Origin of the sequence: Anoxybacillus sp. ST70 (assembly GCF_019553625.1) — a bacterium.
Classification (GTDB): domain Bacteria; phylum Bacillota; class Bacilli; order Bacillales; family Anoxybacillaceae; genus Anoxybacillus; species Anoxybacillus gonensis.
In genome coordinates, this window is record NZ_JAHZOF010000002.1 from 170767 (window position 1) to 193275 (window position 22509).

21 protein-coding genes are annotated in these 22509 nt (G+C 41.4%); all 21 read left to right on the forward strand.

Annotated features, from left to right (window positions below; genetic code table 11):
* Window positions 1–69 precede the first annotated feature (69 nt).
* The 21 genes from K1I43_RS03995 to K1I43_RS04095 all read left to right on the forward strand — a co-directional run bounded on the left by K1I43_RS03995 (window position 70) and on the right by K1I43_RS04095 (window position 22505).
* Window positions 70–471: a hypothetical protein gene (locus tag K1I43_RS03995; protein ID WP_019416732.1), complete on the forward strand. Its 402-nt coding sequence runs from the start codon at window positions 70–72 to the stop codon at window positions 469–471.
* 229 nt (window positions 472–700) lie between these two features.
* Entirely contained in the window at window positions 701–1147 is a 447-nt protein-coding gene (locus tag K1I43_RS04000) for a MarR family winged helix-turn-helix transcriptional regulator (RefSeq protein WP_255571826.1), read from the forward strand.
* Window positions 1144–4266: an efflux RND transporter permease subunit gene (locus tag K1I43_RS04005; protein WP_019416734.1), complete on the forward strand. Its 3123-nt coding sequence runs from the start codon at window positions 1144–1146 to the stop codon at window positions 4264–4266. The genes K1I43_RS04000 and K1I43_RS04005 overlap by 4 nt, the downstream gene beginning before the upstream one ends.
* A gap of 118 nt (window positions 4267–4384) precedes the next feature.
* Entirely contained in the window at window positions 4385–4660 is a 276-nt protein-coding gene (zapA, locus tag K1I43_RS04010) for a cell division protein ZapA (protein ID WP_026011506.1), read from the forward strand.
* Window positions 4653–5192, forward strand: coding sequence for a CvpA family protein (locus K1I43_RS04015; RefSeq protein ID WP_009361809.1), 540 nt, complete (start codon window positions 4653–4655; stop codon window positions 5190–5192). The genes zapA and K1I43_RS04015 overlap by 8 nt, the downstream gene beginning before the upstream one ends.
* A gap of 49 nt (window positions 5193–5241) precedes the next feature.
* Window positions 5242–6951, forward strand: coding sequence for a DNA polymerase/3'-5' exonuclease PolX (gene polX, locus K1I43_RS04020; RefSeq protein WP_019416736.1), 1710 nt, complete (start codon window positions 5242–5244; stop codon window positions 6949–6951).
* A 19-nt stretch (window positions 6952–6970) separates the two neighbouring features.
* On the forward strand, window positions 6971–9316 hold the full coding sequence (locus K1I43_RS04025; RefSeq protein WP_026011507.1) for an endonuclease MutS2: 2346 nt from the start codon (window positions 6971–6973) through the stop codon (window positions 9314–9316).
* 11 nt (window positions 9317–9327) lie between these two features.
* A complete protein-coding gene (locus tag K1I43_RS04030) occupies window positions 9328–9735 on the forward strand; it encodes a DUF350 domain-containing protein (RefSeq protein ID WP_009361806.1) in 408 nt (135 codons plus the stop codon).
* A 190-nt stretch (window positions 9736–9925) separates the two neighbouring features.
* Window positions 9926–11602 carry a long-chain-fatty-acid--CoA ligase gene (locus K1I43_RS04035; protein WP_009361805.1) on the forward strand — a complete coding sequence of 559 codons (1677 nt, stop codon included), beginning with the start codon at window positions 9926–9928 and terminating at the stop codon, window positions 11600–11602.
* Window positions 11603–11698: 96 nt separating this feature from the next.
* Window positions 11699–12280: a fatty acid metabolism transcriptional regulator FadR gene (locus K1I43_RS04040; protein ID WP_009361804.1), complete on the forward strand. Its 582-nt coding sequence runs from the start codon at window positions 11699–11701 to the stop codon at window positions 12278–12280.
* 36 nt (window positions 12281–12316) lie between these two features.
* On the forward strand, window positions 12317–13084 hold the full coding sequence (locus K1I43_RS04045; RefSeq protein WP_019416737.1) for an enoyl-CoA hydratase: 768 nt from the start codon (window positions 12317–12319) through the stop codon (window positions 13082–13084).
* Between the two features lie 15 nt (window positions 13085–13099).
* Complete coding sequence (locus tag K1I43_RS04050) at window positions 13100–13873, forward strand: electron transfer flavoprotein subunit beta/FixA family protein (RefSeq protein ID WP_019416738.1); 774 nt, start codon at window positions 13100–13102, stop codon at window positions 13871–13873.
* A 16-nt stretch (window positions 13874–13889) separates the two neighbouring features.
* The gene (locus tag K1I43_RS04055; RefSeq protein ID WP_026011508.1) at window positions 13890–14867 is read left to right on the forward strand and encodes an electron transfer flavoprotein subunit alpha/FixB family protein; all 978 of its coding nucleotides are present in this window, start codon (window positions 13890–13892) and stop codon (window positions 14865–14867) included.
* A gap of 146 nt (window positions 14868–15013) precedes the next feature.
* The gene (gene trxA, locus K1I43_RS04060; protein WP_009361800.1) at window positions 15014–15328 is read left to right on the forward strand and encodes a thioredoxin; all 315 of its coding nucleotides are present in this window, start codon (window positions 15014–15016) and stop codon (window positions 15326–15328) included.
* Between the two features lie 124 nt (window positions 15329–15452).
* On the forward strand, window positions 15453–16658 hold the full coding sequence (locus K1I43_RS04065; RefSeq protein WP_019416740.1) for a hypothetical protein: 1206 nt from the start codon (window positions 15453–15455) through the stop codon (window positions 16656–16658).
* A gap of 78 nt (window positions 16659–16736) precedes the next feature.
* Entirely contained in the window at window positions 16737–17684 is a 948-nt protein-coding gene (locus tag K1I43_RS04070; protein ID WP_019416741.1) for an NAD-dependent epimerase/dehydratase family protein, read from the forward strand.
* Window positions 17674–18591 carry a lysylphosphatidylglycerol synthase transmembrane domain-containing protein gene (locus K1I43_RS04075; RefSeq protein WP_019416742.1) on the forward strand — a complete coding sequence of 306 codons (918 nt, stop codon included), beginning with the start codon at window positions 17674–17676 and terminating at the stop codon, window positions 18589–18591. Before K1I43_RS04070 ends, K1I43_RS04075 begins: the two co-directional genes overlap by 11 nt.
* Complete coding sequence (locus K1I43_RS04080) at window positions 18588–20030, forward strand: alkaline phosphatase family protein (RefSeq protein WP_026011509.1); 1443 nt, start codon at window positions 18588–18590, stop codon at window positions 20028–20030. The genes K1I43_RS04075 and K1I43_RS04080 overlap by 4 nt, the downstream gene beginning before the upstream one ends.
* Entirely contained in the window at window positions 20027–20749 is a 723-nt protein-coding gene (locus K1I43_RS04085; RefSeq protein WP_019416744.1) for a glycosyltransferase family 2 protein, read from the forward strand. Before K1I43_RS04080 ends, K1I43_RS04085 begins: the two co-directional genes overlap by 4 nt.
* 76 nt (window positions 20750–20825) lie before the next feature.
* On the forward strand, window positions 20826–21572 hold the full coding sequence (locus K1I43_RS04090) for a hypothetical protein (protein ID WP_019416745.1): 747 nt from the start codon (window positions 20826–20828) through the stop codon (window positions 21570–21572).
* An 18-nt stretch (window positions 21573–21590) separates the two neighbouring features.
* Complete coding sequence (locus K1I43_RS04095) at window positions 21591–22505, forward strand: FTR1 family iron permease (protein WP_009361793.1); 915 nt, start codon at window positions 21591–21593, stop codon at window positions 22503–22505.
* Window positions 22506–22509: the final 4 nt, after the last annotated feature.

A 22509-nucleotide genomic window follows, 5' to 3' on the forward strand; every position in this document is an offset into this window, starting at 1 on the left:
TCAGGAAGGAATTTTATTGGATTTGTCGAATATTCCCTATCTGTAAATATTTGTGCAAGGTATGATCGAATGAGTGAAAAAGAAAAAAGAGCGAAACAAATGAAAGAAATTGTCGAACAATTTATGGCGGAACCGCGACTGAAAGCACACATGCTGATGGCAATCGAGCAACATAAGAAAGAGAGCGATTTTGTTTTTGGTCGATTAGCCTATTCGCACTATGACATGTTTTCAAAACAAGAACATCCCTTCATTTATATCGCCGCAGCTGTTGAATTCATCGTGCTTGCTGGTGATTTACTGGATGATGTAGTCGATCGAGATCGTTTCGAGGATACAGCTATTCCTCTTCATATGGCGATCGGGTTCTTATTGCTTGGTCAGCAAGCGATTGCAAATGTACCGATTCTTGGTGATAAAAAATTGGTTCATCACCACAACATGTACTTGACAAGTGATACGCTTTCTTGAACAAAAATGTACAGAAATCATTGGTTTACTGCTTCTTCCTCACAAGCATCGGTAGAGTGTGTTATAAAAAATCAAGTACAACTTTTGGTGAAGAGCCAATATATTTTTACGATTGAATTAAAAAACAGAACCATATCATCCATCCCTTCATCATTGACTGTTTTGTATTTCATAGTTATATTATTAAATAGTTAAACAATTGAACTATTTTGACAGGAGGCATGAAGTGTTGGAGAGAAGCATACAACAATTGATTGAGCGCTATTTGTCCGTTTCGTTTCTCGTGAATAAACGAGGGGCGGCGCTGATGAAATGTGAGTTAGATGATGTGACGCACGATCAATATTATTTATTGCGCTACATATATAAGCGAGGAGTATGCACATCAACGGAATTGGCGGACGTGTTTGCGGTGAATAAAAGCGCCATTACTGCGATGACAAATCGTCTTGTTGAAAAAGGAATGATTGAACGAGGGAGAGGGGGAGACGACCGTCGTGTTATTGCGCTTTCGCTGACGGAAAAGGGAAGGAAATGGCTTGAAGAAACAGAACAAAACGTGTATGAACTTGTGGAAGCAATTATGACGAAACTTTCACATGAAGAAATTGAACAGTTTATTCAAACGTATGAAAAGCTAGCGATGATTTTACAAGAAATGGGGGAAAGCAAATGAAAGCGATCATTCGCGGAAAGTGGGCCGTTTTGCTTCTTTGGATGTTAGCAGCCGTCGTACTGATGATGACTGCACCGAATATGGGGGAACTTGTGCGCGAAAAGGGGCAAATTACCGTTCCAGACGGCTACTCGTCTTCGCTTGCTAGCGAGCTACTAAAAGAAGTACAAAAACAAGAAAAGAAAGAAGGGGAAATGAGCGCTGTTCTCGTATTTCATCGAAAAGATCGCTTGCAAGATGAAGATTGGAAAGAAATCGAGAAAGCTGTAGAGCAACTGAAGGCGAAAAAAGAATCGCTCGGTTTAATGCAAATCGTTTCGCCACTTGATGATCGCACGCTAAAAGAAAAGCTCGTTTCAAAAGATGAAACAACGGCACTCATTTCGCTTCAATTAGAACGAAACAAACGTACAGCAAAAGAAATAAGCACAGCGCTTTATGAGGCGATTGAGCATATTGATGTGCCGCACTATTACACAGGTAGTTGGATGATTGATGAAGATGTTGTACAAAGTTCACAAGAAGGGTTGAAAAAAACAGAAGGCATTACCGTTGTTTTTATTTTAGTTGTTTTATTTCTTGTGTTCCGTTCGCTCGTCGCTCCGTTTGTGCCGTTGTTAACGGTCGGATTGACGTATGTTGTGTCGCAATCGATTGTCGCTTTTCTCGTCGACCGCGTCGATTTTCCGCTTTCTACATTTACGCAAACGTTTTTAGTCGCCGTTTTGTTCGGGATTGGCACAGACTATTGCATTTTATTGCTTAGCCGTTTTAAAGAAGAACTAGCGAAACGAGAAGACCGGACAGAAGCCATTATCGCAACGTATAAAACAGCAGGAAAAACGGTTATTTTTAGCGGATTGGCGGTGATGATCGGCTTTGCATCGATTGGATTATCGACGTTTAAATTGTATCAGTCCGCCTCCGCCGTTGCGGTTGGTGTCGTTGTGTTACTTGTTGCGCTTGTTACGCTTGTGCCGTTTTTTATGGCTACACTTGGCGAAAAGCTGTTTTGGCCAATGAAAGGTGCACTTGAACATAAGCCGAGCAAATTATGGGATGTGGCAGGTCGCTTTTCTTTCGCACGACCACTATGGGCGCTCGTGATCGTAGCTATCATTACGTTGCCGATTTTATTTACGTATGACAGCAAACTTTCTTTTAACTCGATGGCGGAAATTGGAGATCGTTATCCTTCCGTCAAAGCGTTCAACATCATTTCTTCTCACTTTAGCGAAGGGGAAGCGATGCCTACGAAAATCGTCATGAAAAACGACGAAGCGATGAATGACGAGCAATATTACTACTTAATTGAAAAAATTAGCCGTGAAGTTGCAAATATTGATGGTGTGGACGCTGTTCGTTCGGTGACGCGCCCACTTGGAGAGCCGATCGATCAATTGTTTGTGACAAAGCAAGCAGAACAGTTAAAAGATGGATTAGGAAAAGGAGCAGACGGCATCGGACAAATTCGTTCCGGTTTAAGCGAAGCGAGCAGTGAAATGGCCAAGTCAGCCCCGAAACTCGAGCAGGCAACGGGCGGCATTCGTGAACTCGTCAACGGAACGACGAAGTTGAAAACGGGAATGAACGATTTACAACAAGCATTGAAGCAATTAGAAGATGGTGTGCGAAGTGGAGCGCTCGGTGCGGCTGATTTAGAGAAAGGATTGCAGACGATACAAATGAATATGAAAAAGCTGCATGATGGAGCGAATGAGTTACGAAACGGATATGAGCAAGCAACGAGCGGATTGCGTCAACTAAGCGAACAATATAAACAAATGGAAGCAGGACTTACTGCGATTGCCAAACAATTGCCTCTTCTTTCTCAGTCGCTGAATCGTATGGAAGAACGGCATGCGAGTTTGCGTGAAGACGCGGAGTATGCACATGTGAAGCAAGCGATTGAGCAAATCAGTGTGCAAATGAATACACTCTCTTATGCGTTTGTTCAAGTGAATGATGCGCTACAACGAATTCAACTCGGTTTGCAACAAGCGAATGAATCGTTTGCGACAGTAACAAATGGACAACAGGCGCTCGTGAATGGAATGGATGAAGTCATCGTTGGACTCGGAAAGCTTCGATTAGGATTAGAGAAAGCGGCAGATGGCCAAGGACAAATTGTTCAACGACTGCCAGAAGTGACAAATGGACTAGCGAAAGTAAATGAAGGACAACAGCAATTGCTTACAGGTTTTTCACAACTCAATGGTCAAATGGATCAACTCATCTCGGGATTAAATCAAAGCGTCGATGGATTGCGACAAGTAGAAAATGGACTACAGTCTGCAAAGCAGTACGTTTCTGACTTAGCGAATGCACCAGATGAAGAAATGGCAGGGTGGTATATGCCGCCACAATTGTTAACGAGCGAGGAATTTGCTCAAGCAAAGGAAGCGTATATGTCGAAAGACGGAAAAGTAGTGACGTTCGACGTTGTTTTTTCGTCCAATCCATATGAAACAGAAACGATGGAAAAAATCGCAGAAGTGAAAGAAGCGATTGCTCGGGCAGTGAACGGTACGAAACTTGAACATGCGAAAGTAGGCGTTGGTGGCGTGACAAGCATATACTCAGATTTACGCGACGTTTCTGCCGACGATTATGCGCGCACGTCATTATTTATGCTTATAGGGATTGCGATTATTTTAATTGTTCTCCTTCGTTCGTTCATTATGCCGGCGTACTTAATGTTATCGCTTATTTTAACGTATTATACGTCGATGGCATTCACTGAACTTGTATTTGTCAATATGCTTGGATATGAAGGAGTGAACTGGGCTGTTCCGTTTTTTGCGTTCGTTATTTTAATGGCGCTTGGTATTGACTATAGCATTTTCTTAATGGATCGCTTTAATGAATATCGCGACAAAACTGTTCAAGAAGCGATGCTTGAAGCGATGCGTCACATGGGAACAGTCATTATTTCCGCAGCGGTCATTTTAGGAGGAACGTTTGCGGCGATGTATCCATCAGGTGTGCTATCATTATTGCAAATTGCGACGATTATTTTAACAGGCCTTTTCTTATATGCGCTGATCGTTTTGCCGTTATTTATTCCGGTGATGGCGAAAACGTTTGGACGGGCGAATTGGTGGCCATTTATGAAGTAAGAGCGGGTGTCGATGCCCGCTCTTCTTTTCGTATATCTTTTCATATATCTGCAAGTCGTGGTAAGATAAAAGGTAGAATTTTGCCGAAACGGGAGATCGGATGAATGGGGGAAACGGTTTGAAGGAGCAGCAAAAAACGCGCATTACAGTAGATATATACGGGCAACAATATTCGATCGTCGGAACAGAAAGTTCAAGTCACATTCGTCTCGTTGCGTCAATTGTTGATGACAAAATGCGTGAAATTAGTGCGAAAAATCCGACGCTTGATACGAGTAAGCTCGCCGTACTAACGGCTGTCAATATCGTTCATGAATATATTAAACTAAAAGATGAATACGATCGTCTTTTGCGAAAAATGAATAAAGAAAAGGATGATGACAGCGATGATTGATTTGCTCATTTGTTTCATCCTTCTCATGGGTCTAATGATTGGATTGAAACGAGGATTTATTTTGCAATTTATTCATATGACAGGTTTTTTTATCGCGTTTATCGTTGCGTATAAATATTACGACCAACTAGCGCCACGGCTGAAGTTGTGGGTGCCGTATCCGAGCTTCGGCGATGGTGAGGCGATGAAATTGCTCATTGAAAGCACCAATTTAGATGAAGCATATTATCGTGCGATTGCCTTTGCTGTTTTGTTTTTTGTTACGAAAATCGTGATGCAAGTGATCGGTTCAATGTTAGACTTCGTCGCACAGTTGCCGCTTTTAAAAAGCGTAAATCGTTGGGCAGGCGGGGCGCTTGGATTTATGGAAGTGTATTTGCTTTTATTCGTGCTTTTATACGTGAGTGCCCTTGTTCCTGTGGCTGCGATTCAACAACCGCTCCACGACTCATTTATCGCTAGTTTAATCGTCAAGCATACACCGATTTTATCCGACTTTGTGAAGCATATGCTCGTGCAATATATGGCGTAAAAACTTCTCCGTTTGAGAGAAGTTTTTTCGTCGAAAGGAAGGGAATAAAATGGAAAAAAGTAAAAAAGAAGCGATTCGTTTGCTTGAAACAATCGCTTTATATATGGAGATCAAAGGAGAAAATCCGTTTAAAGTGTCCGCCTTTCGCAAAGCAGCTTCAGCGTTAGAACGAGATGAACGTGCCTTAACAGATATTGCTGATTTTACATCGATTGCAGGCATTGGGAAAGGAACAGCAGCCGTTTTACAACAATGGTTACAGACAGGAACGAGCGATGTGCTTGAACAGTTAAAAAAAGAAATTCCTGAAGGATTGTTTCCGCTTTTAAAATTGCCGGGACTTGGCGGGAAAAAAATTGCTAAGCTGTATCATGAGTTACGCGTGACCGATATCGAAACATTAAAAGAGGCATGTTTAGCTCAACGCGTGCGACAATTAAGCGGTTTTGGCGCAAAAACAGAAGAAAACATTTTAGCTGCGCTCGCTAATCTCCATGCGCGCCCTGAGCGGTTGCCGATTGCGTTTATGCTTGAAGTGGCTTTAGATGTCGAACGTCAGCTTGCGAAGATGGAAGGGATTGTTCAGTTTTCGCGCGCGGGCAGTTTGCGCCGTGTATGCGAGACGATAAAAGACTTAGATTTTATTATTGCAACAAACGATGATTCGCTTGTTCGTGAGCAGTTGTTGCAACTTGAACATATTCATGACGTTGTTGCAAACGGTGAAACGAAAGTATCGTTGCAGTTAACGTATGAGTATGTTGTCAATGTTGATTTCCGCATCGTTTCTCCTGAACATTTTGCTACGACGCTTCATCATTTTACTGGTTCAAAAGATCATAATGTGCGCATGCGTCAGTTAGCGAAAGAACGTGGTGAAAAAATTAGCGAGTACGGCGTCGAGCATATACAAACAGGTGAAGTGAAAACGTTTGCGACAGAAGAGCAATTTTTTGCTCATTTTCATTTGCCGTTTATTCCTCCAGAACTGCGTGAAAGTGGACAAGAAGTCGATGCATATGACGGGACGCCGCTCCTTTCTTTATCCGATATACGCGGCGATTTACATATGCATACGACATGGAGCGACGGTGCGTTTTCGATTCAACAAATGGCGGAAGCATGCCGTAAAAAAGGGTATCGTTATATGGCGATTACCGATCATTCGCAGTTTTTAAAAGTAGCAAATGGGTTAACTGTCGAACGATTAAAACGGCAACAAGAAGAAATTGCTCGCCTGAACGAACAATACGATGACTTTGTTATTTTATCTGGCATTGAAATGGATATTTTACCAGATGGAACGTTAGATTTTTCTGATGATATATTACAAACTGTTGATTTTGTCATCGCTTCCATTCATTCCGCTTTTTCACAACCAGAAGAAACGATAATGAAACGTCTAAAAGAAGCGCTAATGAATCCATACGTTCATATGATTGCTCATCCGACTGGACGGTTAATTGGCGAGCGAAGCGGATACGCTGTAAACATAGAACAATTGTTACAGCTTGCGAAAGAAACAAATACGGTGCTAGAACTAAATGCCAATCCACATCGCCTCGATTTAACGTACACCTATTTACAAAAAGCGCAACAGCTTGGTGTCAAAATTGCGATTAACACGGATGCACACAATATTCGTATGTTGGATGATATGGAACTCGGTGTTGCATTCGCACGTAAAGGGTGGATTCGCAAAGAAACGGTCATAAATACATGGGATATCGACCAACTCATGTCTTTTTTGCGAAAATAAACAGCAGGAGGGTTACTTTGTGCACGTAAAAACGTTACACATTGTTGAGTTTGATAAAGTAAAAGCACAACTTGCGGAATATGCGTCTTCCTCGTTAGGAAAAGAAAAAGTTGTGGCGCTTATGCCGTCATCATCTGTTGAGGAAGTTGTGCGTTGGCAAGAAGAAACAGATGAAGCAGCAACGGTTCTTCGTTTGCGCGGCCACGTGCCGCTAGGTGGCATATTTGATGTACGTCCACAAACGAAGCGTGCAAGCATCGGGGGAACGCTTAGCCCACATGAACTTCTCGATATCGCAAGCACGATGCGAGCAGCACGGCAGTTGAAAAAATTTTTAGAAGGGACCGAGGCAGAGCTTCCGCATATGATGGCATATGCCGAGCAAATCGTTCCGCTTGTTGAGCTTGAGCAACATATATATCGTTGTATTGATGAAAGCGGGGAAGTGCTTGATGAAGCAAGCGATCGGCTTCGTTCGTTGCGCCACCAACTACGCACGATTGAAGGGCGAGTGCGCGATAAGTTAGAAAGTATTATTCGCTCATCATCGGCTCAAAAAACATTGTCTGATGCGATAATTACGATTCGTAACGATCGGTACGTCATTCCGGTCAAACAAGAATATCGCCATACGTATGGCGGCATTGTACACGATCAGTCCTCATCGGGCGCGACGTTATTTATTGAACCGCAATCGGTTGTAGAATTAAACAATGAACTGCAACAATTGCGTGTCAAAGAAAAACAAGAAATTGAACGGATTTTAAGTGAATTATCTGCCTCTGTGGGAGAGCAGGCGACAACGATTGTTGAAAACGTGGCATTACTCGCACAGCTTGACTTTTTGTTCGCTAAGGCAAAATACGCTAAAGCGATCAAAGCAACGAAGCCAGCGATCAATGAGCGTGGATATATTCGCCTCATTCAAGCTCGTCATCCGCTTATTCCACCTGATCAAGTCGTTCCAAACGATATTGAACTAGGGAGCGACTATACGACAATGGTAATTACAGGACCGAATACAGGAGGAAAAACGGTCACGTTAAAAACGATTGGCTTGTTTACTGTCATGGCGCAAGCTGGATTGCAAGTACCCGCTTTAGACGGATCGCAGCTGGCCGTATTTCGTTCGGTGTATGCCGATATTGGAGATGAGCAATCGATTGAACAAAGTTTAAGTACGTTTTCTTCTCATATGGTCAATATTGTTGAGATTTTAAAACAGGTGGACGAGCATAGCCTCGTTTTATTTGATGAGCTTGGTGCAGGAACGGATCCACAAGAAGGTGCAGCGTTAGCCATTGCTATTTTAGATGAAGTGCATAACCGTGGTGCGCGAGTGGTAGCGACAACGCACTACCCTGAATTAAAAGCATATGGCTATAATCGTCGTGGTGTGATAAATGCAAGTGTTGAATTTGACATCGAAACGTTAAGTCCGACGTATAAACTATTGATCGGTATTCCTGGTCGAAGCAATGCGCTTGATATTTCTCGACGGCTCGGATTAGATGAACATATTATTGCGCGCGCACGAACGTATATTAGTGCGGAAAACAATGAAGTCGAAAATATGATTGCTTCTCTAGAGCAAAGCAAAAAGCGGGCAGAAGAAGAGTGGGAGCAAGCAGAAAAACTTCGTCAAGAAGCGGAACAGCTGCGAAACGAATTACAACAGCAGTGGAACGAATGGCATGAACAACGCGATCATTTGCTAGAAAAAGCGAAAGAAGAAGCAGAATTCATTGTGAAAAAAGCGATGAAAACGGCAGAAGAAGTCATTCAAAACCTTCGCGAGATGCAAAAACAACAAGCGATCGCGATGAAAGAACATGAACTCATCGCTGCGCGTAAAAAGCTAGAAGAAGCTATACCGCAAATCGACACGAAAAAGAAAAAGCGAGTGCAAAAAGAAAAGCAACCTTTACAACCTGGTGATGAAGTGAAAGTCACTCATCTCAATCAAAAAGGGCAGTTGATTGAGAAAGTATCCGATAAAGAGTGGCTTGTGCAAATCGGTATTTTAAAAATGAAAGTGGATGAAGAAAATTTGCAGTATGTAAGCAGTCCAACACCAATGGAGACAAAGCCGATTGCGACGGTGAAAGGACGCGATTATCACGTTCCGCTTGAGCTAGATTTGCGTGGTGAACGATATGAAGATGCGTTGCTTCGCGTTGAAAAGTATATTGATGACGCAGTATTAGCAGGATACCCACGCGTGTCCATTATTCACGGAAAAGGAACAGGCGCACTTCGAAAAGGAGTGCAACAATATTTGCAAAATCATCGTTCGGTGAAAAGCATTCGGTTTGGTGAAGCGACCGAAGGGGGAACAGGCGTCACCATTGTCGAATTACAGTGACGGGAGGAACTATGAGCGCTTTTTGGGAAAATGAGATGATTCATATTGCTGCCAATTTTAGTGTCGTCATTTTATGTTTAGTTTTATTTTTAGCCATTTTTGAGCTTGTGACGAAATATAAAAATTGGGAAGAAATTAAAAAAGGAAATATGGCGGTAGCGATGGCGACAGGCGGAAAAATATTTGGTATTGCGAATATTTTTCGTTATTCAATCGATCATCACGATTCACTGTTAACGATGATCGGTTGGGGGATTTATGGCTTTGTCTTGTTGTTAGTCGGTTATTTTATTTATGAGTTTTTAACACCGAAGTTTAACATTGACGACGAAATTGCCAACGATAATCGCGCGGTAGGATTTATTTCGATGGTCATTTCTATCGGTTTGTCGTTTGTCATCGGAGCAAGTATACGGTGAGAGGAGAAAGAAATGGAAACGTTAGCGAAAGTATTGCTTGTATTGTGCGGTGTGTTTTTGCTTATAGGTGTCATATACCTCACATTTTTTGCATAAAAGGTGTCAGTAGGCACCTTTTTATTTTTTGATACAAAAATTTCAGAAAATATTATAAAATATAAATAATCTTATAGAAAAAGGGGGAAACAAAATGGAGAAGCCATGGCTAGCGTTATATCCTCAGCAAGTTCCTCATTCGATTGATTATCCGCGCAAGCCGTTGCAACAATTTTTGCAAGAAGCAGCGGAGCAGTTTCCGCACAAAACAGCGATTCACTTTTTAGGAAAGGAGTTGACGTACAAAGAAATATATGAGCAAGCATTGAAGTTGGCGTCGTATTTACAGCAGCTCGGTTTAGAAAAAGGCGATCGCGTATCGATTATGTTGCCAAACTGCCCTCAAGCGGTCATTAGCTATTATGCCGTTTTGTTTGCAGGTGGCATTGTTGTACAAACAAATCCGCTATACACCGAACGGGAGTTGCAATATCAGTTAAATGACAGCGGTGCAAAAATCATTATTGCTCTTGATTTACTTTATCCGAGAATCATAAAAGTGAAAGCGCATACAAATGTTGAACATATGATCATTACAAGCATAAAAGATTATTTGCCGTTTCCGAAAAACGTATTATATCCGTTTGTACAAAAGAAACAAACAGGAATGATTGTGCGCGTCAAACATGAAGGGGATTGCCATTTATTTACGAAAGCATTATCGCTAGCAAGTGGAAAAGTACAAAAAGTGGACGTTCATCCGATCGAAGATGTTGCGCTGCTTCAATATACAGGGGGGACGACAGGATTTCCGAAAGCAGCGATGCTTACACATTATAATTTAACAGCGAATACGCTCATGTGCGCGAAATGGATGTATAAATGTGAACGTGGCAACGAATCGATTCTCGGAGTGCTTCCGTTTTTCCACGTATACGGGATGACTGCGGTCATGAACTTATCCATTATGGAAGGATATAAAATGATTTTATTGCCAAAGTTTGATGTCGAAACGACGTTGAAAACGATCGAAAAACAGCGGCCAACGCTATTTCCGGGTGCGCCAACGATTTACATCGCGCTACTAAACCACCCGAGTTTGAAAAAATATGACTTATCATCGATTAAAATATGCATTAGCGGTTCAGCTCCACTTCCAGTTGAAGTGCAAGAACAATTCGAAACGGTAACAGGCGGAAAAATTATTGAAGGATACGGTTTAACAGAAGCCTCTCCGGTGACGCATTCTAATTTTATTTGGGATGGAAAACGAATCAAAGGAAGTATCGGTGTGCCTTGGCCAGATACAGAGGCGATGATCGTTTCATTGGAAACGGGCGAACGAGCAAATGTGAATGAAATCGGAGAAATTGTTGTTCGTGGACCGCAAGTGATGAAAGGATATTGGAATCGTCCAGAAGAAACGGCTGCGACGCTTCGGGACGGATGGTTATATACAGGTGACTTAGGCTATATGAACGATGAAGGATATTTCTTTGTTGTAGATCGGAAAAAAGATATGATTATTGCAAGCGGTTATAACGTATATCCGCGCGAAGTAGAAGAAGTGTTGTATGAACATCCGAAAGTGCAAGAAGCGGTCGTCATTGGTGTACCTGATGCTTATCGCGGTGAAACGGTAAAAGCGTTTATTGTGCTGAAAGAAGGGGAACAGTGCACGGAAGAAGAGCTTGACCAATTTATGAGAAGTAAATTGGCGGCATATAAAGTGCCACGCATTTATGAATTTAGAAAAGAATTGCCAAAAACAGCAGTCGGAAAAATATTGCGCCGTGCGCTTGTTGAAGAAGAAAAAGAAAAGCAAAAATAACCTTTGTACGTTTTTTCTTGACACGCTTTTGGCCTCTCTTTAAAATAAAAATATGAATGATTGTTCATTCATATTTTTGAAAGGGAGAATGCAAAGTTGAAACGCGATAAACCGAAGTTTAAACAAATTATTGATGCAGCTGTGATCGTCATTGCTGAAAACGGCTACCATCAAGCTCAAGTCTCAAAAATTGCGAAACAAGCAGGTGTAGCGGATGGTACAATCTACTTGTATTTTAAAAATAAAGAAGATATTTTAATTTCGTTGTTTCAAGAAAAAATGGGCTATTTCATTGAAAAAATTGAAGAAGAAATAGAAGGAATTTCGAGTCCGTCGGAGAAATTGTTCTTGTTGATTCAAAAACATTTTCAAATGTTAGCGGCAGATCCGCATTTAGCAATCGTTACCCAATTGGAACTTCGCCAATCGAATAAATCGTTACGTCTGAAAATTAATGAAATTTTGAAAGGATATTTAAAAGTAGTTGATCGCATTGTACAAGAAGGGATTGACAAAGGGGAATTTCGTTCAGATTTAGACGTACGCCTTACGCGTCAAATGATTTTCGGAACCATTGACGAAATGGTGACAACGTGGGTAATGAATGAGCAAAAATATGATCTTGTCGCATTAGCAAAGCCGGTTCATCAATTGGTAACGAAAGGTTGTTGTGTATAAACAACAACCTTCCGATATATACGAAGGAGGGGGAACATGTTTTCCGTTCAACAAGAGGGGGATGTGACGATTTTGACATTTCATCGCCCGCCAGCCAATGCCTTAGCCTCTTCTGTTTTGAAAGAGCTTTCAGAACGGCTTGATGCATTAAAAGAAGATGATCAAGTACGCGTGATTGTTCTTCATGGGGAAGGAAGATTTTTCTCAGCTGGTGCGGATATTAAAGAATTTACAGCGATTGATGCGAGCGAACAAGCAGCTGAACTCGCTCGTGCAGGGCAACAAGTGATGGAGAAGATTGAACAGTTTCCGAAACCGATTATTGCGGCCATTCACGGTGCTGCACTTGGTGGAGGGTTAGAGTTGGCTATGAGTTGCCATCTGCGCATCGTATCTGAAACGGCCAAACTTGGTTTGCCAGAATTACAGCTTGGCATTATTCCTGGATTTGCAGGTACGCAGCGTTTGTTACGCCATGTCGGTATGGCAAAAGCGTTAGAAATGATGTGGACAAGCGAACCGATGACAGGAGTGGAAGCGGTTCAATGGGGGCTAGCAAATCAAGCGGTGCCAGAAGAACAGTTGCTTCATACAGCAAAGCAACTTGCACAAAAAATTGCACAAAAGAGCCCGATTTCTGTTCAAGCGGTATTGCAGCTTGTTAATGAGGCAAGAACAAAAACGTTCCACGAATGTGTGGAAAAAGAGGCGCAGCTTTTTGGACAAGTATTTGTCACGGAAGATGCGAAAGAAGGCATTTCTGCATTTATTGAGAAACGGACACCACAGTTCCGAGGAAAATAAGAGGGGGAGAGAAACATGAATATTTTCGTATTAATGAAACGTACATTTGATACGGAAGAAAAAATTGTGATTCAAAATGGGAAAGTAAGTGAAGAAGGTGCGGAATTTATCATTAATCCGTACGATGAATATGCGATTGAAGAAGCCATTCAAGTACGCGATCAACACGGTGGAGAAGTGACAGTCGTTACAGTTGGAAACGAAGATGCGGAAAAAGAGCTTCGCACAGCACTTGCGATGGGAGCAGATAAAGCGGTGCTTATTAACATTGAAGATGATGTAGAAAACCGCGATCAATATACAACGGCAAAAGTGCTTGCGGAATATTTAAAAGATAAAGAAGCTGATTTAATTTTAGCAGGAAACGTAGCGATTGACGGTGGTTCCGGTCAAGTTGGCCCACGCGTTGCGGAATTGTTAGGCATTCCTTATGTAACAACAATTACGAAATTAGAAATTGATGGAAGTAATGTGAAAGTGGTGCGCGATGTTGAAGGGGACGAAGAAGTGATTGAAACATCGTTACCGTTATTAGTGACGGCACAACAAGGTTTAAATGAACCACGTTATCCATCATTGCCGGGGATTATGAAAGCGAAAAAGAAACCGCTTGAGGAATTAGAGCTTGATGATTTGGATTTAGAAGAAGATGATGTCGAAGCGAAAACGAAAACGATTGAAATCTTTTTGCCGCCGAAAAAAGAAGTAGGGAAAATTTTACAAGGGGACATTTCGGAGCAAGTAAAAGAACTCGTTTCACTTCTTCATACAGAAGCAAAAGTTATTTAATAGGGGGATGGGGATTATGGCAAGAAAAGTGTTAACATTAGCAGAAGTGCGCGACGGAGCGTTGCGCAACGTATCATTTGAAGCAATTGCTGCGGCAAAAACGATCGCGGAAGGCGGAGAGGTTGTTTCTGTCGTTGTCGGAGCGAGCGTTCGCTCATTAGCGAATGAACTCATTGCTTACGGTGCAGACCGTGTCATTGTTGTCGAGCATGAAAAATTAGCGGCTTATACACCAGACGGGTATGCTCAAGCATTGCAAGCGGTTGTCGAGCAAGAGAAGCCAGAAGGAATTGTATTCGGACATACAGCGCTTGGGAAAGATTTATCGCCAAAACTTGCTGCAAAATGGCAGTCTGGTCTCGTGTCCGACGTTGTTGCTGTGGAAGAAACGGGAGGAAATATCGTCTTTACGAGACCAATTTATTCTGGTAAAGCGTTCGAAAAGAAAATTGTTACAGACGGTTTCATGTTTGTTACCGTTCGTCCGAATAACATTGCTCCACTTGAGAAAGATGAAACGCGCACAGGTGCAGTTGTTGACGTGCAAGTAGATATAAAAGATTTACGCACAATCGTTCGTGATGTTGTACGAAAAACAGCGGAAGGTGTCGATTTGTCAGAAGCGAAGGTGATTGTTGCTGGGGGCCGTGGCGTCAAAAGTGCCGAAGGATTCGAGCCGTTGAAAGAGTTAGCCAACTTGCTTGGCGGTGCGGTTGGGGCATCGCGTGGAGCATGCGATGCAGGATATTGCGATTATTCTCTTCAAATCGGTCAAACGGGAAAAGTCGTTACGCCAGACTTATATATTGCATGCGGTATTTCTGGGGCTATCCAACATTTAGCAGGTATGTCTAACTCGAAGGTAATCGTAGCGATTAATAAAGATCCAGAAGCGAATATTTTCAAAGTAGCAGACTACGGCATCGTCGGTGACTTATTTGAAGTCGTTCCGCTTTTAATTGAGGAGTTTAAAAAATTAAAAGTACATTCATAAGGCAGAGCATGATGCTTTGCCTTTTCTTTTCAGCATATTTTTTGACGACAAGGAAATAGTAGAAGCGAAGCAAAAGATTGGCGTAATGAATACGTTCAATGGTATACTATGTGCATGGAACTGAAATGTTTAAGGAGGAATGAAACATGGCAATTGTAAATGCAACAGATCAAACGTTTGTGAATGAAGTAAAAGAAGGAGTTGTGCTCGTTGACTTTTGGGCACCTTGGTGCGGACCTTGCAAAATGATTGCACCTGTATTAGAAGAAGTAGACCGCGAACTTGGCGGCAAAGTGAAGGTTGTGAAAGTAAACGTCGATGACAACCCAGAAACAGCTGGTAAATTTGGCGTTATGAGCATCCCGACGTTATTTGTCTTTAAAAATGGCGAAGTGGTCGACAAAACGGTTGGTTTCCAACCAAAAGAAGCGCTTGTTGGTCTTTTAAGCAAACATTTATAATCGACACGCCTCGGAGAAATCCGAGGTATTTTTTTTGAAATTTTATATTGACATTGAAAATCGTTCTCTACTATAATGATAACGGTTAATGATAATCGTTATCAAAAAGGGGGATACATACGAAATGAAAAAACGTCAATTAAAAGCTGTATTTGCCATGTTTTTATTAGCAGGTGGAGTGCTTGCAGGTTGCGGACAACAAAAAACAGAAACGACAGAGAAGAAGGAAGAAACAAAAGTAGAGGAAAAACAAGAAGAGCAACAAGCTGAAACCGAGCAAGCAGAAGAGCAAGTAAACGTTCAAACGTTCATTGATGCCTATAAAGCGATCAAAGCTGAAACAGAAAAGGCGAAAGAAGGACAACCAGTTGATTGGAGCCTTGTAGAAAAAACATATACAGAGCAACTGCAAAAGCCAATTAACGAACTAGATGGTACATTTGCTCAAACGATTGAAGCAGCGATTCAAGGTGGAAAAAGCGGAGAACTAAATGTACATCCAGCGCGCCAAATTGTAGATAAAGTGACGCAGTCATATTTTTATCAGTTGCAAAAGAAATTGCAAAAAGACGTTGTAGCTGCACTTGAAGCTGGCGACCAACAAAAAGCGACAACATTGTTCGAACAAATTAAGTTGCTAGCAGCGGAAATTTTCGTCCCAACAGCGATGAAACGTGATGAATATTATCAATTAACAGGAGAATCTAGCCTTGAACAAAGCATTAACGCTGGTTTAGCAGCACAAGAAGAAGCGTTAAAAGCAAACAACGTAGATGATTTTAAAGTGTACATTCAGTTAACGGATAAATCGATCTATCGCAGCTACTATTTAGCATCAAAATCATATGCTGAAAAAATTGAAGCAGGTGTTAAAGAAGGAAAGGCAGAAGATGAGCTAAAAGGTCAACAAGCTGAAGCATGGGGCTTTTTACAAGCGATCAAAGGCTCTTTAGCTGAGGGAGATGAAGCTGCGACAACTCGCTTAGATGAAATTTTATCATTAAATAATGACTACAAAAACATTAAAGCACAAGAAGTGAGTGCATTATTTGCAAAAGCGTTGTTTGGCAAAATGAAAGGCTATCATGAAAAAGCACCGGCACAGTTAGACGAAAATAACGTTGTCGAAGCGAAAGTAAAAGCGTTAGAAGGAAACATGTTCTTAAAAGCGATTGAATTAGATGTGAAAGCAAAATTAGGTGAGCAAAAAGCTGCAGAAGTGTTTGCTACGGCAGAAAAATGGTACAACGCTATTGCAGAGAACAAAAAAGATGAGGCAGCTCAACATAGCAAAGTTGTGCTTGATGCTGTTGGTGCGATCATTGAATAAATAAAAGAGCCGCGCATACCACGCGGCTTTTTTCTTATGATACAATAGTAGCGCATAAACGATGAGGGAGTCGAACAAATGGCAAAAGTATGTATCACAGGTGGAGCAGGATTTATCGGTAGTCATCTCGGAAAAAAAATACTTGAACTTGGACATGAACTCGTTGTCATCGACAACTTCCACCCATATTACTCAACGTGTCGGAAACAGAGCCAGCTTCAACAAATAAAAAACGTCGGTTTTTTTCATTTTTATCATGTAGATATTTTACAGTCAGATGCACTGAAGCAAATTTTTTTACATCATCGCCCGAATGTTGTGTTTCATTTAGCGGCGCTGCCTGGTGTGCAGCCTTCATTAGCAGCGCCTCTCACGTACATTGATTATGATGTAAAAGGAACGGTAAACGTATTACAAGCAGCAGGAGAGGCGGTGGTTGAACATGTGTTATTCGCCTCTTCTTCGTCTGTGTATGGTGACCGAGCATTTCAGCCATTAAAAGAAGAGATGGCAAATGGACAAGTCGTTTCCCCGTATGCAGCGGCAAAATATAGTGCGGAATCGTTTTGTCATGCGTACGCACATATGTATGGGTACACGATGACGATTTTTCGTTATTTTACTGTATACGGACCGTGGGGACGGCCGGATATGGCGATTAGTAAATTTATTCGTCAATTGTTGCGCGACGAACCGATTACCGTTTACGGTGAACATACCGCTCGCGATTATACGTTTATTGATGACATTGTTGACGGAATGATTCGAGCGCTAGAGCGAAAAGGAACAAGTGATGTGTTTAATCTTGGAGCTGGTCAACCGGTGACGATGAAGCAGTTGCTTGCGGAGTTGCGCATCCATTTTCCACATATGCGCATTCATTACGAACCTTCTCGGCTTGGCGATGTCGTCGCTACATGGGCAGATATTACGAAAGCGAAAGAACAGCTCGGATATAAGCCGCATGTATCGTTACGAGAAGGCTTAGCAAAGACGATTGAATGGGCGAAGCAATATGAAAAATAAACAAATCAATATCGTTATACGGCTCATTAGTCTTGGATGTATAGCCATATTTATATGGATGACCGTTCAACATTTTAATGCACAACTGTTGCTTAATCTTATGCATAAGCTTGTTTCGCAACCGGGGCACGCAAGTTGTATGTTCATGATGTATGGGCTTGCCTTCGTTTTGCGTGCAATGGCATGGAAATGGTATTTGCCTCAGGCTCGCTTTCAAACGTGTGTCGATGGATTATTTGCTAGTTTATTTATTAATCACATTTTTCCGATTAAAGTGGGCGATGTTGCCCGCATTGGTATATGTGCAAGGAGAGATCGCATTCCTTTTACGATTGTTGCCGAATCTGTTATTATATTACGCCTTCTCGACTTGATCGTTTTGTTTTTCTTTGCTTTTTTTGGTGCAATCGTTTATATGCACACCGTTATCCGTTCCGCCATGATTTTCCCCCTCATTTTTGGCGGGCTCGTTGTTTTGTTTTTTGTCCTTCGACGCATCGATTTGTCATGGTTACAAAAACATAAACAACATTGGAACATGATATGGAAAAGCCGTCGCTTTGTGCCAATTGTTGTTGCTATTGTTTTCAGTTGGATATGTGAAGCCGTCGTTTTGTTTGAAATGGCGAAAATGGTTGCTTTTCCACTTTCATTTGCTCAATCGTTATGGGTAAATAGTATGACCGTTGGAGGACAAATATTTCAAATGACTCCAGGAGGGTTAGCTACGTATGAAGCCGTTATGGCATTTGCGCTAACGCGCATTCATTCGTATTGGGAACAAGCATATGCCCTTGCGCTAGTGACCCATTTGTTTAAATTTTTATTTTCTTATGTCGTCGGGCTATATGTATGGTTTCGCATCCCGACATTATGGACATTCGTTCGAAAGGAGGACGCAGCATGAAAAAAGCATCGAAGTTTGAAAAAATAGCGGCAAGATGCTGGAACTTATTAAATGAAGGAAAGCCATTCACTCCAATTTTTGTCATCGGAACGATGGTTCTTTTCCATTTATTTGATGGCATCACGTGGGAAGAAGGGGAAAAGTTATTTTATCATTTTTTACTTACAATTCCTCTTTTCGTTTTGTACTACGTATATGACTATCCGCTATTTTTACGTAACTATTTATGGATTCCGTACGTCATGTTTTTAATGATTTGGTCTTTCGTTCCGACGAGCTTACTTTTGTTTGCCGTCAGTCTCTACTTCTTTTTTACCGTTTTCTTTTGGGGAACGTTATATTATCATTTACGCATTGGAACAACATGGTTGAACTTCACTCGCTTTTGGAAACTCGTATTAAAAAATAGCGACTCTACGAGCGGAAATGCGCAAGAACAATTACCGAAAGTGTTGCTTCTTCTTTCTACGTGGGAATACGGGATGCAACATGATGTATATGTTCCGTCATTCATTGCTTTTTACGCATTTGTTTTTATATGGTCATTTATTTTACATCGCTATTTATTTGACTGGAAGCCGAAAGTCATCGGTCATTATACGAACAATGTGCCTCCAAATAATAAACCGTTGAGCGATCGCGTCATCGTCCTCGTGATTGATGGAATGAGAAAAGATCGTTTTGAACAAGCAAACGCTCCATTTTTAAAATCGCTCCGTGCCAATGGAACAGATTTTACACAAATGGAAACAGTATATCCTGCCCGAACGGTCGTTTGTTTTACATCGATGCTTACAGGAACGTATCCGTTTGAGCACGGTATTCGTTCAAATATGGTATGGAAGCTAGGTATTCGAGTAGAAAGCATTTTTGACTCACTTCGAAAAGTAGGGAAAAAAGGAAAAGTGCTCGGTATCGCTCATCTTGTCGATTCCCTAGGAAATGATGTCGAAACAGTTACAGCTGTCATGCATAACGATGTGGCAGATCGTAACATTATGGAGCGGGCGAAACAAATCATGGCCGAACAAGATTTACATTTATTCGTCGTTCAATTCATTGGAACGGATCAAACCGGTCATAGTCGCGGTGTACATTATGATGAGTATGTGCAAAAAATTGAAGAAGTTGATCGGTTCATTCAACAATTTGTTGAGTGGTTGCATGAGCAAGGGAAAATGGACAACACAACGCTCATCGTTTGTGCAGATCATGGACAAGCAGATGGCATTGGTGGACATGGCCATTTAGATGAAGGAGAACGATACGTTCCATTTTTCATGTACGGTCCGATGATCGAAAAAGGAAAGCGGATTGATGAAAAACATAGCCTCGTTTCCCTTGCCCCAACGATTGCTTATTTGTTAGGGGCTCCATATCCGAGCCATAGCCGTGGCCCTGTGTTAGTCGAAGCGCTGAAGAAAGAGGGAAAAAGATGAAAGTCGTTGTATTTTTGCCTGCACATAACGAGGAGGAAGCGATTGGAGAAGTCATTCGTCGTATTCCGAGACAAATTCAACCGAATATAAACGTATACGTATTAGTGATTGACGACGGATCAACGGATCGTACAGTTCATGTAGCGAAACAAGCAGGAGCTGATGTCATTTATCGACACGAACGAAATCGTGGGTTAGGGGCAGCTGTACGCACCGGCTTACAACAATGTGTCGAACTTGATGCTGACATCGGTGTCATGATTGATGCAGATAATGAATATCCGCCAGAGCAAATTCCTGATCTGATTATGCCTATTTTACGTGGAGAAGCGGATTATACAATGGGGTCTCGCTTTTTAGGAACGATTCATGGGATGAAATGGCATCGCCGCATCGGAAATTATATGTTTACGTGGCTTCAATGTATGTTGTTAAAAACATGGATTTACGACGGTCAATCAGGTATGCGGGCATTTTCACGTGAAGCGATGGAAGAAGCGGAAATTATTCATGATTACAACTACGCTCAAGTATTGACGTTAAATTTAGTTCGCAAAGGATTTCGTCTAAAAGAAGTGCCGATTGTATATCAAGTGAGAACGACAGGGCAATCGTTTATTAAATTTACCGCTTACTTAAAACATGTTCTTCCGGCTATCGTGAAAGAAATGTGCCGTCCGGTGAAAAGAAGGCATATGCGCTCTATTCAGCAACGCTAGAGAGTCATTTTCTAGCGTTTTTTCTTGACAATAATTATGATAATTATTATCATTATCATCGAAGGAGGAGATCGGAGTGAAAAAGCTTTTATTTTTTTGTTTGTCAATGATATTAATTTTCACTTCAGCTCCTATGTCTTCGTTCGCTTACTCATACGGTGATCCGAACGAAGAAGCGGTTGCTGAAGCATATAAAGAGATGGTCGCGAAAGCGCAAGAGAAAAAGTTTGATGAAGTGAAAGCCATTTATGAAACGGTGCAAAAAGAAATCGATATGCATATGGGTCCTGAACCGTCTGCCATTATTTTAGAGGCGATTGAAAATAAAGATGTAGACACAATCGTTTCAGCGATGCAAAAAGTGCTTGTGTTAAACGTTGCCCGTCGTTTAGAAAATGTGGAAAGAAATTTCGATAATTATGATACGAGCAAACGTTTATTAGCGAAAGCATTTGCTACATATAAAGCACTTTCCCCGATTGTACAACAAAAAGATGCTAAACTTGATGAAAAATTAAAGCAACAGTTTGATATTGCCTTGCAATCGCTCGGAAATCCGGGATTGTTTGGAGTAGGAAAAAAAGAGTCAAACATCAATCAATTTAAAGAAAGCAAAAAAACCATTTTACAAGCGTTACAAGATCAATTTGAATTAGAAAATATTGAAACGGGTCATTTTACAGAGGAAGATTTAGATCGATTAGCAGCAGCAAAAAAGAAGGAATGGACGGATTTATCTGATATCAAAAACTGGATTCCGATCATTGCGATCGTGATAGTTATTGTTGCTGTTGTTGTGTATGCCGCAAGAAAACGAAAGTAAAGAAAGGGGGCGCGTGGTTTGGAAGTTCAAGCACTGCTCATTACGTTTCGTGAAGCGTTAGAAGCGCTATTAATTGTTGGGATTATTACATCGTATTTGAAGCGCATTGATCAATCACGGTATGTGAAATATGTTTGGCTCGGCGCAGGATTAGCTGTGTTTGCAAGCGCCATTGTCGCATTATTATTCCAAGTTGTGCTAACTGGTTTTTCCACGATGGCAAGCGAAATATATTTAAAGGTGAGCATCATCTTCATTTCTTCCATCTTGCTGACGCAAATGGTATTTTGGATGGCAGAACATAGCAAAGATATAAAAAGTAGTATGGAAGGAAAAATGAGCAAATACGTCTCTAAAGGCGATGTATTTGGCATGGTGATGCATTCGTTTTTAGTTGTATTGCGCGAAGGTGTGGAGACGGTCTTTTTCTTCGCTGCCATTACAGGTGGAAACATCGGGGCGGCGGTGCAAGGATGGGGCGCCATTACTGGTTTAACGATCGCTGCTGTTGTCAGCTACATGTTCTTTAAAGGAACGATGCGCGTACCATTAAAAACGTTTTTTAAAGTCACAGGTGCATTTATTATTTTGATTGCAGCTGGATTGCTTGTACAAGGCATTTCAATGTTGCAAGATTTAAAAATAATCGGTAGCGTCATGCCGCACGTTTACGATATTACATGGTTTATGCCGGAACATCCAATTGATCACGAACATTTCGTGCGCGATACAGGACAAGAACCGATTCTTTCTGGCGACGTCGGTATTTTCTTCAAGGCGTTATTCGGTTATTCATCGATGCCATCGCTTGAAGAAGTGTTAGCATATATTGGTTATTTCGTCGTCATTTATTTACTTGTGAAAACACGTTATGGTGCGAAAGAAGAAAAAAACGAAAAAAATGAGAAGGTGCTTGAACAACAAGTGATGTAAAGTA

Excerpts from the sequence above, each read along its gene's own strand:
- K1I43_RS04065 (WP_019416740.1), top strand. The coding sequence starts at position 15,453 with ATGAAAAAACGTCAATTAAAAGCTGTATTTGCCATGTTTTTATTAGCA.
- K1I43_RS04080 (WP_026011509.1), top strand. The coding sequence starts at position 18,588 with ATGAAAAAAGCATCGAAGTTTGAAAAAATAGCGGCAAGATGCTGGAAC.
- K1I43_RS04070 (WP_019416741.1), top strand. The coding sequence starts at position 16,737 with ATGGCAAAAGTATGTATCACAGGTGGAGCAGGATTTATCGGTAGTCAT.
- K1I43_RS04005 (WP_019416734.1), top strand. The coding sequence starts at position 1,144 with ATGAAAGCGATCATTCGCGGAAAGTGGGCCGTTTTGCTTCTTTGGATG.
- polX (WP_019416736.1), top strand. The coding sequence starts at position 5,242 with ATGGAAAAAAGTAAAAAAGAAGCGATTCGTTTGCTTGAAACAATCGCT.
- K1I43_RS04045 (WP_019416737.1), top strand. The coding sequence starts at position 12,317 with ATGTTTTCCGTTCAACAAGAGGGGGATGTGACGATTTTGACATTTCAT.
- K1I43_RS03995 (WP_019416732.1), top strand. The coding sequence starts at position 70 with ATGAGTGAAAAAGAAAAAAGAGCGAAACAAATGAAAGAAATTGTCGAA.
- K1I43_RS04075 (WP_019416742.1), top strand. The coding sequence starts at position 17,674 with ATGAAAAATAAACAAATCAATATCGTTATACGGCTCATTAGTCTTGGA.
- K1I43_RS04050 (WP_019416738.1), top strand. The coding sequence starts at position 13,100 with ATGAATATTTTCGTATTAATGAAACGTACATTTGATACGGAAGAAAAA.
- trxA (WP_009361800.1), top strand. The coding sequence starts at position 15,014 with ATGGCAATTGTAAATGCAACAGATCAAACGTTTGTGAATGAAGTAAAA.
- K1I43_RS04085 (WP_019416744.1), top strand. The coding sequence starts at position 20,027 with ATGAAAGTCGTTGTATTTTTGCCTGCACATAACGAGGAGGAAGCGATT.
- K1I43_RS04015 (WP_009361809.1), top strand. The coding sequence starts at position 4,653 with ATGATTGATTTGCTCATTTGTTTCATCCTTCTCATGGGTCTAATGATT.
- K1I43_RS04030 (WP_009361806.1), top strand. The coding sequence starts at position 9,328 with ATGAGCGCTTTTTGGGAAAATGAGATGATTCATATTGCTGCCAATTTT.
- K1I43_RS04055 (WP_026011508.1), top strand. The coding sequence starts at position 13,890 with ATGGCAAGAAAAGTGTTAACATTAGCAGAAGTGCGCGACGGAGCGTTG.
- K1I43_RS04035 (WP_009361805.1), top strand. The coding sequence starts at position 9,926 with ATGGAGAAGCCATGGCTAGCGTTATATCCTCAGCAAGTTCCTCATTCG.